The sequence below is a fragment of the Pseudomonadota bacterium genome (genome assembly GCA_016719885.1).
Taxonomy (GTDB): domain Bacteria; phylum Pseudomonadota; class Gammaproteobacteria.
Genome location: JADJYF010000003.1, coordinates 98,770 through 112,493, shown reverse-complemented (window position 1 = coordinate 112,493; position 13,724 = coordinate 98,770). Strand labels below are relative to the sequence as shown.

Sequence of the window (13,724 nt, the reverse complement as noted above, 5' to 3'; positions counted from 1 at the left end):
TCGAGGAGCCCATGGCCGCCGCCAAACGCAGCATGCGCGTGACCCGTCTCTACACGGGCGCCGACCAGCAGTCGCATTTCGAGGACTTCGACATCGAGATGGACGACCAGGGCCTGATCGGCCACCTGTCGGCGCGCCATCCGGTCAAGAGCCTGATCTTCCGCCACACCGACAGCAACTACGACTACAGCTGGCACAACGCGCCCGAGCGCCAGTACATCGTGATCCTGGAAGGCGGGCTGGACGTCGAGATTGGCGACGGCACGCGCCGCGTGTTCGGCGCCGGCGACATCCTGCTGGCCGAGGACACCAGCGGCCAGGGCCATATCAGCCGCGCCGTGAACGGACAGCCGCGCCGCTCACTGTTCATCACCATCGACTAAACACCCAGAACCACGAACCCGGAGTTCCCATTGAGCAATTCAATCAAGGCCATCCTGGCCAGCAAAGACGCCGACGGCAAGTTCAGCGCCGCCTTGACCACCTTAGGCCTCGCCGACCTGCCCGATGAAGACGTGCTGGTCGATATCGATTTCTCGACCGTCAATTACAAGGACGGCCTGGCCGTCACCAACACCTTCCCGATCTGCGCCAAGCTGCCGATGGTGTGCGGCATCGATCTCGCTGGCACGGTGGTCGAGTCGCGCTCGTCGAAATGGAAGGCCGGCGATCGCGTGCTGGTGAACGGCTACGGCTTGTCCGAGCGCCACTGGGGCGCCTACGCGCAAAAGCAGCGCGTCAATGCTGATTTCCTGGTACGCATTCCGGACGCCTTCAGCAGTGAGCTGGCGATGGCCATCGGCACCGCCGGCTACACCTCGATGCTGGCGGTCAACGCCATTCGCGATCACGGTACCCAACCCGCCGACGGCCCGGTGCTGGTGACGGGCGGCGCCGGCGGCGTCGGCTCGGTCGCCATCATGTTGCTGGCCAAGCTCGGCTACGAAGTGGTGGCGAGCACCGGCCGGCCCGAAACGGCTGCCTATCTCAAGGGCCTCGGCGCCAAGGACACCATCGCGCGCAGTGAACTCGCACGCGCGAGCAAGCCGCTGGAAAAGGAAACCTGGTCGGCCTGTGTCGACAGCGTCGGCTCGACCACCCTCGCCAGCGCGCTGGCGCAGCTGCGTTACAACGGCGTGGTGGCGGCCTGCGGTCTCGCCGGCGGCGGCGACCTGCCGAGCACCGTCATGCCCTTCCTGCTGCGCAACGCGCGCCTGCAGGGCATCGACTCGGTGATGGCGCCGATGGCGGCGCGCGAACGCGCATGGGCCGATCTCGCCAAGCTCATCGACCCGGCCGAGCTCAAGGGCGTCTACACCGTCGAGCCGCTGGCGCGCGTGCCTGAATTGTGCGCATCGATTCTGCGCGGCGAGATCCGTGGCCGCGTGGTCATCGACGTCAACAAGTAAATCAACACCGAAGCAACGAACGAAAGACTAGAGAGGATTCTCCCCATGGCAGACGTAGTCACCTACAGCCGCGAAGGCGACATTGCATACATCACCGTCGACAGCCCGCCGGTCAACGCCCTGTCGCTGCCGGTACGCGCGGGTCTCCAGAACTGCGTGCGCCAGTTCGTGGCGGACAGCGCCGCGAAGGCCGCCATCCTGATCTGCGCCGGCCGCACTTTCATCGCCGGCGCCGACATCACCGAGTTCGACAAGCCGCGCCAGGATCCCTGGCTGCCGGAAGTCATCGAGGAAATGGAGGCTTCGCCCAAGATCATCATCGCCGCCATCCATGGCACCGCGCTCGGCGGTGGTCTCGAAACCGCCATGGGCTGCCATTACCGCGTGGCCGTGCCGTCCGCCAAGCTCGGCCTGCCGGAAGTGACCTTGGGCTTGTTGCCGGGCGCCACCGGCACCCAGCGCCTGCCGCGCCTGATCGGCGCCAAGGCCGCGCTCGATGCGATGGTCAGTGGCAAGCCGATGTCGGCCAAGGCCGCCGCGGCCGCCGGCGCCGTCGACCACCTGCTGGCGGATGAGGATCTCAAGGCCGGCGCCACCGCCTATGCCAAGAAGCTCATCGCCGACGGCGCGCAGCCGCGCCGCATTCGCGACATGTCGGTCGACAAGAGCGGCGCCGACGCCGAGTTCTTCGCCAACTACCGCAAGGAAGTGGCGCGCAGCGCGCGTGGCTTCTTCGCCCCGGAGCAGATCATCAAGTGCGTCGAGGCGGCGGTGAACCTGCCCTACGACCAGGCCGTCAAGCGTGAAAGCGAGCTGTTCATGGAATGCATGACCTCGCCGCACTCGCGTTCGCAGCGCCACTTGTTCTTCGCCGAGCGCGCCACTGCCAAGGTGCCGGACGTGCCGGCTTCGACCAAGCTGCGCGACGTCAGACAGGTCGCGGTGCTGGGCGGCGGCACCATGGGTGGCGGCATCGCCATGAACTTCGCCAACGTCGGCATCCCGGTGGTGCTGAAGGAAATCAACCAGGCGGCCCTCGACCGCGGCCTGGGCATCATCCGCGGCAACTACGAGAACACCCTGAAGAAGGGCCGCATGACCCAGGCCGACTTCGACAAGTGCATGTCGCTGATCAGCGGCACCGTCGATTACAGCGGCATCGGCGATTGCGATCTGATCGTCGAAGCGGTGTTCGAGAACATGGCGCTCAAGAAGGAAATCTTCGCCGAGCTCGACAAGGTCGCCAAACCCGGCGCGATTCTCGCCAGCAACACCTCGACCCTCGACATCGACGAAATCGCGGCCGCGACCAAGCGCCCGCAGGACGTCATCGGCTGGCACTTCTTCGCGCCGGCCAATGTCATGACCCTGTTGGAAATCGTGCGCGGCGCCAAGACCGCGCTCGACGTCATCGCCACCTCCATGGCCATGGCCAAGACCATCCGCAAGCAGGCGGTGCTGGTGCGCGTGTGCTTCGGCTTCGTCGGCAACCGCATGTTCTTCCCCTACGTGCGCGAAGCGCAGCGCATGATCCTCGAAGGCAACGCGCCGGAGTACATCGACAAGGCCGCCTACGACTGGGGCATGGCAATGGGCCCCAACGGCGTGTCGGATCTCTCCGGTCTCGACGTGCTCGACAAGGTCAACAACGAGTGGAAAGACAAGCCCAGCGACCCGGCCTACTGCCGCATGGTCGCCAAGCTGACGGAAATGGGTCGCCTGGGTCAGAAGACCAATGCCGGCATCTTCAAGTACGTGGACCGCAAGCCGGTGCCGGATCCGGAAGTGGCGGCACTGGCCAAGGCCGAGGCCGAGCGTCTCGGCGTGCCGCAGATTGCCGTGACACCCGAAGAGATCATCGAGCGCCTGCTGTTCTCCATGATCAACGAAGGCGCGCTGATCCTGGCCGAAGGCATCGCCACCCGCCCGAGCGACATCGACGTGGTGTTCGTGCATGGCTACGGCATGCCGCGCTACCGCGGCGGCCCCATGCAGTACGCCGATGAAGTCGGTCTGAAGACCGTGGTCGCGGCGATGGAGAAGTACCGCAAGCGCTACGGCGATCTCTACTGGACGCCGGCGCCGCTGTTGAAGGAACTGGCCGACGCCGGTTCGTCCTTCAGCGCCTGGGCGGCCAAGCGCGAGGGTTGAGCGTAAGCGCCGGGACCGCGCGATGCGTGGCCCCGGCTGCTCTTTCTCTGTGGGTCAGACTTCAGTCTGACATTGGGTTGGTGCGGATACGGCCGACATGTCAGACTGAAGGCTGACCCACATTCTCCGACCGTGCTTTGCTACGGTGACCTCATGAGCATCGGTGGACTGCACATCTTCGACACGGCCATCGGCCCCTGCGGCAGCGCGTGGCGCGAGCAGGGCATCGTCGGGCTGCAGCTGGCGGAGGGCAGCGCCGCGGCAACGCTGGCCCGATTACGCAAACGCTTTCCCGAGCTCGACATCGCCACGCCCGGCACCGAGGTTAGCGCCGTCGAAGCATCCGTCATCGCGCTCCTGGCGGGCGGCAACCCGGATCTCGATTTCATCCATCTCGACATGCGCGCGGTGCCCGATTTCCACCGCCAGGTGTACGCCATCGTGCGCGCCATCCCGCGCGGCGAGACACTCTCGCACGGCGACATCGCACGCCGGCTCGGCGACCTCGGCCTGTCGCGCGCCGTCGGCCAGGCGATGGGCGCCAATCCGTTCGCGCCGGTCGTGCCCTGCCATCGGGTCATGGGGGCCAACGGCCTCGGTGGCTTCTCGGCCCATGGCGGCGCCGCCACCAAGCGTCGCCTGCTGGCGCTCGAAGGTACGCCCAACGTTCAGCTGTCGATGTTCGACACTTAGCGCATCACTGCGCGCCCACGAAGGCGGCGAAGCCCACCACGAATTCCCTGATCTGCATGTTCAGTTCGGCGCCGCTGATGGCGCCATCCTCACCGATGCTTTTGTTGGCCCGCGATACCAGCAGACGTCCGCCTGTCCACTGATGCACGCCCAACGCTTTCAGCACCGGCGGTGTTGTAGGAGCCCTGGCGCAGGCTGCCCGAGATGCCGAGGAGACGAATCATGGCCCTGCCCCTAGGCGCGTCGCGCGTTCAAGGCGTCGAAGCTGGTCATGAGATTGCGATAGTCGGGAATGTGATTGGACAGCAGCGTGGCGAGGCCCTGCACGTCGTTGCGCCAGTCGCGATGCAGCTCGCAGGCGACGCCGAACCAGTTCATGAGCTGGGCGCCGGCGCGTGACATGCGATCCCAGGCCGCCTGGCGGGTGATGGCATCGAACGTCCCCGAGGCATCGGTCACCACGAACACCTCGTAGCCTTCCTCGATGGCTGACAAGGCCGGGAAGGCCACGCACACCTCGGTCACCACGCCCGCGATGATCAACTGGCGCCTGCCCGTCGCTTTCACCGCCGCCACGAAATCGGGGTTGTCCCAGGCGTTGATATTGCCGGGACGCGCGATGTATGGCGCCTGCGGAAATTTCTGCTTGAGCTCGGGCATCAAGGGGCCGTTGGGCCCGTCTTCGAAACTGGTGGTGAGGATGGTCGGCAGTTTGAAATAGGCGGCGAGATCCGCCACTGCCAGCACGTTGTTGCGAAACTTGTCGGGCTCGATGTCACGCACCAGCGACAGCAGGCCGGCCTGGTGATCGACCAGCAGCACGGTGGCCTGAGCCTTGTCCAGGCGGCGATAAGGTTGGGTCATGGCGTTGTCCTCGAGGGGCGGCGACATGCCGCCTGCTGCGAGCAAGCATAGAGGGCGGCGCGCGCGACCATAAGTCGGCGCTTTCCTACACGCACGGCACGTCGGCGCATGGACCGGCGCCGCACTTGCGCCCCGTCAAGTGTCCGTCGCCTGCCGTACCTAAGCTGTTCTCGTCATCCAGGCAACGAGGCCAGTCCCGACATGACCAAGTCCTACACCGACATCACCGCCAGCATCAACAAGGGCATCGCCAAGCTGCGCGACGCCCAGCCCGACGCCATGAGCGGTTTCATGCAAATTGCCAAGGGCGCCATGAAATCCGGCGCGCTCAGCGAAATGAACAAGGAATTGATCGCGCTCGCCATTGGCGTTGCCGGTCACTGCGATGGCTGCATTGGCTTCCATGCCAAGGCGCTGGCGCGTCTCAAGACGCCGCGCGACCAGTTGATGGAAACCCTGGCGGTGGCCGTCTACATGGGCGGCGGTCCGTCGCTGATGTTCGCGGCGGACGCCATCGCGGCCTTCGAGGAGTTCGGCGGCGCCAGCGCCTGAGCAAGCCTGCTCACGACAGCGGAGGCGGCGACCATTCACGCATGACCATGCTCATGGTCACGACCAGCCGCGCGCACTTTGCGAGCGCGGCGCGGCCGTCGGCCGACATGCGATGGACATGGGGCGTCATGGCAACCAGGTCCTGGATGGCCGCGGCAGTGTCGAGGTGGATGCGGTAACGCAGCTGTCGTGAGCGATTGACCCGCCAACCGAGTTGCACGGCTTCATGCGGCGGTTCGCCCGTGCCGGCCGTGACTTCCGGGTAGATCAGTTCGCGCAGTTCCAGCAGGTGGTCGGCATCGGCGTCGACACTGACGAGGTGACCGCCCGCGGCGAGCAGGGCGGCGAAGGCCGGCCAATGGGCGAAGCCGAACAGGGACAGCAGGACATCGACGCTATGCGCCGCGAACGGCGGCTGGCGATTACTGGCCACCGCCAGTGAAGTCGCACCGCCGCGCCGCGCGGCGGCGCGCACCGCCCACTTGGAAATATCGTAGCCGCCGAGGGCAAGGATCAGCGCGGCCGGCGCGGCTACGGCGCGGGCCTGCAACGCCGCCAGCACATGTCCTTCGCCGCATCCCGCGTCCAGCACCCGCAGACGGTCGCGAGCAGGCATTGCAGGCAGCCACTCGAACAGCGCATCGTGCAGGGGAGCGAAGTGGCCGGCATCGGCACACCGGCGGCGCGCCGCGACCATGGCCTTGTCGTCGCCCGGATCGCGGGACGCCTTGTGTTGGACAGGCAGGAGGTTGACGTAGCCTTCGCGGGCCCGGTCATAGCGATGACCGTGGTCGCAGCCGAGGCCGCCGGCGGCGTCGCGCAACTCGGCGCCGTCCAGGGGGCACACGAATGGCGCCAGCGGCTCGACCCTCATGCGCGCGCCGCCGTGGCGTTCACGCGGTCACGGCGACGCTCAGTCCGAGTTCGTCCACCATCGCGTCGCGCATCATGAATTTCTGGATCTTGCCGGTGACGGTCAAGGGAAAGCCGTCGACGAAGCGCACGTAGGCGGGGATCTTGTAATGAGCGATCTGCCCTTCGCAGAACGCCCGGATCTCCTCGACCGAGGCCTGCTCGCCCTCGCGTAGCTTGATCCATACCGCGACGGCCTCGCCGAAACGCGTGTCGGGCACGCCGAACACCGCGACGTCCTGCACCTTGGGATGACGGAACAGGTATTCCTCGATTTCGCGCGGATAGACGTTCTCGCCACCGCGGATGATCATGTCCTTCACGCGCCCGACGATGTTGCAGTAGCCCTCGTCGTCGAGCGTCGCCAGGTCGCCGGTGTGCATCCAGCCGCCGGCATCGATGGAGGCGGCGGTCTTCTCCGCGTCGCCCCAGTAGCCGCGCATTACGCTGTAGCCGCGCGTGCACAGTTCGCCGCGCTCGCCGCGCGGCACCACGCGTCCGTCGCTGTCGACTATTTTCACCTGCACGTGGGGCAGCACGCGGCCGACGGTCGACACGCGTTTCTCGAGCGGGTCGTCGGTACCGCTCTGGAAGCTGACCGGGCTGGTCTCGGTCATGCCGTAGGCAATCGTGACCTCTTCCATGTGCATGTCGGCGCGCACGCGCTTCATGACTTCGATGGGGCAGGGCGCGCCGGCCATGATGCCGGTGCGCAAGGTCGAAAAATCCGTGCGCGCGAAATCGGGATGATCGAGCTCGGCGATGAACATGGTCGGCACGCCGTGCAGCGCCGTGCAGCGCTCCGCCGCCACCGCGCGCAGCACGTCGCCGGCATCGAAGCCTTCGCCGGGGAAGATCATCGCGGCGCCGTGGGTGACCGAGGTCAGCACGCTCATCACCATGCCGAAGCAATGGTAGAGCGGCACCGGGATGCACAGCCGGTCGTGCTCGCTGAACTTCATCGCCTCGCCGACGAAGTAGCCGTTGTTGACGACGTTGAAGTGGGTGAGCGTGGCGCCCTTGGGGCTGCCGGTGGTGCCACTCGTGAACTGGATGTTGATGCTGTCGTCGGGGTCCAGGGTCGGCGCGATCGCGGCGAGTTGGGCGCGCGTGGCGTCGCTGCCGGCCTTGGCGACATCGGCAAAGCGGAACATGCCGGCGATGGCGTGATCGGCCATGCAGATCACCGATTGCAGATGCGGCAGGCATTTGGAGGCGAGCGCCCCGGGCGCGGCGCCATCGAGTTCGGGCGCGAGCTCGCGCATCATGCCGACGTAATCGCTGCTCTTGAAACTCTCGGCAATGACGATGGCCTTGCACGCCACCTGGTTCAACGCGTAGTCGAGTTCGGCGAGGCGATAGGCGGGATTGATGTTGACCAGGATGAGACCGGCCTTGGCCGTCGCGAACTGGGTCAGCACCCATTCGGCGCGATTCGGCGACCAGATGCCGATGCGATCGCCAGCTACCAGGCCCAAGCTCAAAAGGCCGGCCGCCAACTCGTCGGCGGCGGCATTCAAGGTGCGGTAGTCCATGCGCACGCCTTGCTGGCAGACCACCAGCGCCTCGCGCTCGCCCCACTGTCGCGCGGCGCGTTCGAGCGCCTGGCCTATGGTCAGAAACAGCAACGGCTGTTCGGCCGTGCCACTGACGTAGCTCGGTACGCGGTCACCCATGGAACCCTCCGGCGGAAACGCTTCGATGTTTACTTGTGCGCGAGCTTGGCGCGCACGCTGTCGACCTTGTCCTGCATGCTCTGCTCGCGATCGTTGCGCGTGCCGACCTTGAGGGTCGTGAAGACGCGCGGCGAGCCCATTTCGTGCATGCGCTCGTGGCATTGCTTGACGACCGCGAACACCGTGTCCCACTCACCCTCGATGACCGTGCCGTAGGGGTGCAACTGGTGCGTGAGGCCGGCGGCCTCGATGAGGCGCTCGCATTCGGCGACATAGGGCGAGGCCGAGAGGCCCACGCCAAAAGGCACCACGCACAGATCGATCATCACTTTCATGGTCGGCGCTCCAGGCTTGTTCAGAATTCGAGATGACGCGGCGTGCGCGGGAAGGGGATGACGTCGCGAATATTGCCGATGCCGGTCACGAACATCAGGAAGCGTTCGAAGCCGAGTCCGAAGCCGGCGTGCGGCACGCTGCCGAAACGCCGCGTGTCGAGATACCACCAGTAATCCTTCTCGTCGAAACCGAGCTGGCTGATGCGCGCGCGCAGTTCCGGCAGGCGCTCCTCGCGGGCGCTGCCGCCGATGAGTTCGCCGACCTCGGGAATGAGCAGGTCCATCGCCGCCACCGTGCGCCCGTCGTCGTTGCAGCGCATGTAGAAAGCCTTGATGTCGCGCGGCCAGTCGTAGACGAACACCGGCCCCTTGCAGTATTCCTCGGTCAGGAAGCGCTCGTGCTCGGACTGCAGATCGCGTCCCCATGCGGGCGCGAACTCGAAGGTCCTGCCGGATTTTTGCAGGGCTTCGATGGCGTCGCTGTAGGACAGGCGCACGAACTCGCTGTGCAGCACCTGGTCGAGACGCTTGATGAGGGTGGTGTCGACGAACTTCGCGAACAGGTCCAAGTCCGCCGCGCAGTCTTCGCGCGAAAGCCACCAACTCGCGCACCATGTCCTCGGCAAGCTGCATGTCGTCATGGATGTCGGCGAAGGCGATTTCGGGCTCGATCATCCAGAACTCGGCCATGTGCCGGCTGGTGTTGGAATTCTCGGCGCGGAAGGTCGGGCCGAAGGTGTAGACCTTGGACAGCGCCAGCGCATAGGTCTCGACCGACAGTTGCCCCGACACCGTCAGGTGCGCTTCCTTGCCGAAGAAATCGTCGTCGCGCGCCTGCGCCGGCGCCGTCGGTCCGCGGTAGGGGTCGAGCGTGGTGACGCGGAACATCTCGCCCGCGCCTTCGCAATCCGAGCCGGTGATGATGGGCGTATGAATGTAGTGAAAACCACGGCGCTGAAAGAACTGGTGCACGGCGAAGGACAGGCGTGAACGCACCCGCGCCAAGGCGCCATACTTGTTGGTGCGCGCGCGCAGGTGCGCTATCGAACGCAGGAATTCGTCGGAGTGACGTTTCTTCTGCAGCGGGTAGTCATCGTCGCAATGGCCCACCACCGTCAGGCGGTCGGCCCGCAGTTCCCAGCGCTGGCCCTTGCCGGGCGACTCCACCAGGTCGCCGTGAGCAGCCACCGCGGTGCCGGTGCCAATCGCGCCGATCGCCTCGTAGCCCGCCGAATTGGCGTCGACGATGATTTGCAGGTTGGCCAGGCACGAGCCGTCGTTCAATTCCAGGAACGCAAATTCCTTGGACTCGCGCTTGGTGCGCACCCAGCCCGCCACCGTCACGCCCTGGTGGGCGCTGCTGGCCGCCAACAATTCGACGCAGGGAACGCGTCCGGGAAATGCCGCCATGCTGTTTACTCGTCGGGGTCGTAGCTGAGATTGGGCGCCAGCCAACGTTCGGCGTCGGCCACACTCATACCCTTGCGTTCGGCATAGTCCGCCACCTGGTCGCGCCCGATCTTGCCGACGCCGAAGTAGCGCGAGTCGGGATGGGCGAAATACCAGCCGCACCGAGGCCGCCGGATCCATGGCGAAACTGTCGGTGAGGACGATGCCGATACGTTTCTCGACATCCAGCAACTGCCACAACAGGCGTTTCTCGGTGTGATCGGGACAGGCCGGGTAACCGGGCGCCGGGCGTATGCCACGGTAGCGCTCGGCGATCAGCTCCTCATTGACGAGCGCCTCGTCGCGCGCATAGCCCCACAGCTCCTTGCGCACGCGTTGGTGCAGGCATTCGGCAAAAGCTTCCGCCAGGCGGTCGGCCAAGGCCTTGGCCATGATCGCCGAGTAATCATCGTGCTCGGCTTCGTAAGCCTTGACGATGGGGCCGAGGCCTATGCCGGTGGTGACCGCGAAGGCGCCCATGTAGTCATGCACCGCGCTGTCCTCGGGCGCGAGGAAATCCGCCAGCGCGAAATTCGGTTGTCCCGCCGGCTTCTTGGCCTGCTGACGCAGGGAATGCACCACCGCCAGCGCTTCGCGCCGGCTGTCGTCGGCGAACACCGCGATGTCCTCGCTGTTGACGGCATTGGCGGCGAACAGGCCGACCACCGCGCGCGCCTTCAAGCGCTTGTTGCGCACGATGTCGTCGAGCATGCGCTCGGCATCGGCGAACAGGTGGCGCGCCTGCTCGCCGACCACCTCGTCGTTGAGGATGCGCGGGTACTTGCCGGCCAGCTGCCAGGTCATGAAGAACGGCGTCCAGTCGATGAACGGCACCAGCTCCTCGAGCGGGTAATCGTCGAACACGTGGATGCCGGGTTTCTCCGGTGCACGACTCTGGTAAGTCCGCCAGTCGGTGGCAAGGCGGTTGGCGCGCGCCTCCGACAGCGCCACCAGCGAAGTGCTGCCCTGGCGCTCGGCATGGCGTGCGCGCACGGTCGCGTATTCATCGGCGACCTTGGCCACGAAACCGGCGCGCAGATCGCGACTCAAGAGATTCGACACCACGCCGACCGCGCGCGAGGCATCTTTCACATGCACGGTGGGGCCGCGGTAGGCCGGCGCGATCTTGACCGCGGTATGGGTGCGCGAAGTCGTGGCGCCGCCGATCAGCAGCGGCAGGTCCATGCCGCGCTTTTGCATTTCGCGCGCCACCAGCACCATTTCCTCCAGCGAGGGCGTAATGAGGCCGGACAGGCCGACCACGTCGGCCCGTTCGCGCTCGGCGGTGTCGAGGATGTCCTTCATGGGCACCATCACGCCGAGGTCGATGACCTCGAAGTTGTTGCACTGGAGCACCACGCCGACGATGTTCTTGCCGATGTCGTGCACGTCGCCCTTGACCGTGGCAAGCACCACCTTGGCCAGCGCGCGGGTGTCGCCCGCGGCTTTCTTCTGCTCTTCGATGAAGGGGATGAGGTGGGCGACGGCACGCTTCATGACGCGCGCGCTCTTGACCACCTGCGGCAGGAACATCTTGCCGGCGCCGAACAGATCTCCGACCACCCCCATGCCGTCCATCAAGGGTCCTTCGATGACCTTGAGCGGGTGGTCGAACAGGTGGCGCGCTTCCTCGGTGTCCTCGACGATGAAATCGGCGATGCCGCGCACCAGCGCATGGGTGATGCGCTCGCGCACCGGCGCGTTGCGCCAGGCCAGATCGCGCTCCACTTCGCGCGCTTCACCGGACACCGTGCGCGCAAAGTCGATGAGACGGTCGGTCGCACCCTCGTCGCGGTTGAACAGTACATCCTCGATGTGTTTCAACAGCGCCGGCTCGATTTCCTGGTAGATGCCGAGCTGCCCGGCATTGACGATGGCCATGTCGAGGCCGGCCTTGATGCCGTGGTAGAGGAAGGCCGAATGCATGGCCTCGCGCACCGGGTTGTTGCCGCGGAAAGAGAACGACACGTTGCTCAAGCCACCGCTGACCAGGGCGTGCGGCAGGTGCTGCTTGATGAGACGCGTGGCCTCGAAGAACGCGCGCGCGTAGTCGTTGTGCTCGGCGATGCCGGTGGCCACGGTCAGCACGTTCGGGTCGAAAATGATGTCTTCCGGCGGAAAGCCGGCTTGTTCGGTCAAGAGGCGATAGGAGCGTTCGCAGATCGCGAACTTGCGCTCGGTCGAGTCGGCCTGGCCGTGTTCATCGAAGGCCATCACCACCACGGCCGCGCCGTAGCGGCGCACGAGGCGCGCCTGCTCGAGGAATTTGTCTTCGCCTTCCTTCAAGCTGATGGAATTGACGATGCCCTTGCCCTGCAGACAGCGCAGGCCGGCTTCCAGCACTTCCCACTTGGAGGAGTCGAGCATCACCGGCACGCGGCTGATGTCCGGGTCCGAGGCGCACAGCGCCAGGAAGCGCTTCATCAAGGCCACCGAGTCCAACATGCCTTCATCCATGTTGATGTCGATGACCTGCGCGCCGCTCTCGACCTGCTGGCGCGCCACTTCCACCGCCGCTTCGAGGTCGCCGTCCTTGATGAGACGCGAGAATTTCGGTGAACCGGTGACGTTGGTGCGTTCGCCGACGTTGATGAAGCCCTTGTCGGGCGTGATGTTGAGGGGCTCGAGGCCGCTCAGGCGGCACACCCGCGCGAGTTCGGGAATGCGGCGCGGCGGCAGATCGGCGACCGCCTGGGCGATGGCGCGAATATGCTCGGGCGTGGTGCCGCAGCAGCCGCCGACGATGTTGACCAGGCCGCTGGCGGCGAAGTCGCCGATGATGTCGGCCATGTAGGCGGCGCTTTCATCGTACTCGCCAAAGGCGTTGGGCAGGCCGGCATTGGGATGCACGCTGACGTGGGTGCCGGCCACGCGCGACAGTTCCTCGATGTACTGACGCAGATCCTTGGCGCCCAGCGCGCAGTTCAGGCCGATGGCTATCGGCTCGGCATGGCGCACCGAGTTCCAGAACGCTTCGGTGGTCTGGCCGGTGAGCGTGCGGCCGCTCTTGTCGGTGATGGTGCCGGAGATCATCACCGGCAGGTCGAGCCCGCGCGCCGCCAGGCACTCACGCGCCGCGAAGATCGCGGCCTTGGCGTTCAAGGTATCGAAGATGGTCTCGATGAGAATCAGATCGACACCGCCATCGACGAGCGCGTCGGTGGCTTCGTAATAGGCGCGGCGCAGGGTCTCGAAATCGATGTTGCGAAAGCCGGGGTCGTTGACGTCCGGCGATACCGAGGCGGTGCGGTTGGTCGGGCCCAGCACGCCGGCCACGAATTTCGGCGCGTTGTCGCCGCTCGCAGCGCGGTAGTCGGCAATGGCTTCGCGCGCGACGCCGGCCGCCGCCAGGTTCAGATCGCGCACGATGTGCTCGAGGCCGTAATCGGCCTGCGAGATGCTGGTGGCATTGAAGCTGTTGGTTTCGATGATGTCCGCGCCGACGTTCAGGAACGACAGGTGGATGCCCTTGATGAGCTTGGGCTGGGTCAGGCACAGCAGATCGTTGTTGCCCTTCAGATCGCGGCCATGGGCGGCAAAGCGCTCGCCACGGAAATGCGCCTCGTCGAGCTGATGGCGTTGGATCATGGTGCCCATGGCGCCGTCGAGGACGGCAATCCTGCGCGCGAGAAAGTCTCGAAAACTGGAGGGATTTTGCATCTTCTTACCGGTAGGAAAGCACG

At 65.7% G+C, this 13,724-nt stretch carries 10 protein-coding genes and 2 pseudogenes; 5 read left to right on the top strand and 7 right to left on the bottom strand.

The window, feature by feature from the left end; translation table 11 throughout:
* Positions 1–32 precede the first annotated feature (32 nt).
* The 4 genes from IPM80_03575 to IPM80_03560 all read left to right on the top strand — a co-directional run bounded on the left by IPM80_03575 (position 33) and on the right by IPM80_03560 (position 4,253).
* On the top strand, positions 33–383 hold the full coding sequence (locus IPM80_03575; protein ID MBK8957516.1) for a hypothetical protein: 351 nt from the start codon (positions 33–35) through the stop codon (positions 381–383).
* A 30-nt stretch (positions 384–413) separates the two neighbouring features.
* Entirely contained in the window at positions 414–1,409 is a 996-nt protein-coding gene (locus IPM80_03570) for an oxidoreductase (protein ID MBK8957515.1), read from the top strand.
* 45 nt (positions 1,410–1,454) lie between these two features.
* A complete protein-coding gene (locus IPM80_03565) occupies positions 1,455–3,560 on the top strand; it encodes an enoyl-CoA hydratase/isomerase family protein (GenBank protein MBK8957514.1) in 2,106 nt (701 codons plus the stop codon).
* A gap of 153 nt (positions 3,561–3,713) precedes the next feature.
* Positions 3,714–4,253, top strand: a complete 540-nt coding sequence (locus tag IPM80_03560; protein ID MBK8957513.1) for a methylated-DNA--[protein]-cysteine S-methyltransferase — start codon at positions 3,714–3,716, stop codon at positions 4,251–4,253.
* A 4-nt stretch (positions 4,254–4,257) separates the two neighbouring features.
* Here the strand turns inward: IPM80_03560 and IPM80_03555 are convergent, their stop codons facing one another.
* Together IPM80_03555 and IPM80_03550 are read right to left on the bottom strand one after the other, a co-directional pair.
* Positions 4,258–4,401 carry a hypothetical protein gene (locus IPM80_03555; protein ID MBK8957512.1) on the bottom strand — a complete coding sequence of 48 codons (144 nt, stop codon included), beginning with the start codon at positions 4,399–4,401 and terminating at the stop codon, positions 4,258–4,260.
* Positions 4,402–4,487: 86 nt separating this feature from the next.
* Positions 4,488–5,117: a hydrolase gene (locus tag IPM80_03550; GenBank protein MBK8957511.1), complete on the bottom strand. Its 630-nt coding sequence runs from the start codon at positions 5,115–5,117 to the stop codon at positions 4,488–4,490.
* A 201-nt stretch (positions 5,118–5,318) separates the two neighbouring features.
* Here IPM80_03550 and IPM80_03545 point away from each other — a divergent pair, with 201 nt between their 5' ends.
* Positions 5,319–5,669 carry a carboxymuconolactone decarboxylase family protein gene (locus IPM80_03545; GenBank protein ID MBK8957510.1) on the top strand — a complete coding sequence of 117 codons (351 nt, stop codon included), beginning with the start codon at positions 5,319–5,321 and terminating at the stop codon, positions 5,667–5,669.
* A gap of 10 nt (positions 5,670–5,679) precedes the next feature.
* On the opposite strand, the gene IPM80_03540 is transcribed toward IPM80_03545, so the two are convergent.
* From IPM80_03540 to metH, 5 genes and pseudogenes are all read right to left on the bottom strand, one after another.
* A complete protein-coding gene (locus IPM80_03540; GenBank protein ID MBK8957509.1) occupies positions 5,680–6,543 on the bottom strand; it encodes a methyltransferase domain-containing protein in 864 nt (287 codons plus the stop codon).
* A 19-nt stretch (positions 6,544–6,562) separates the two neighbouring features.
* Entirely contained in the window at positions 6,563–8,257 is a 1,695-nt protein-coding gene (locus IPM80_03535) for an AMP-binding protein (protein ID MBK8957508.1), read from the bottom strand.
* Positions 8,258–8,286: 29 nt separating this feature from the next.
* Positions 8,287–8,592: an MTH1187 family thiamine-binding protein gene (locus IPM80_03530; GenBank protein ID MBK8957507.1), complete on the bottom strand. Its 306-nt coding sequence runs from the start codon at positions 8,590–8,592 to the stop codon at positions 8,287–8,289.
* Positions 8,593–8,612: 20 nt separating this feature from the next.
* A pseudogene (gene asnS, locus IPM80_03525) lies at positions 8,613–10,002 on the bottom strand (asparagine--tRNA ligase).
* Positions 10,003–10,007: 5 nt separating this feature from the next.
* Positions 10,008–13,701 (bottom strand): annotated as a pseudogene (gene metH, locus IPM80_03520) (methionine synthase).
* Positions 13,702–13,724: the final 23 nt, after the last annotated feature.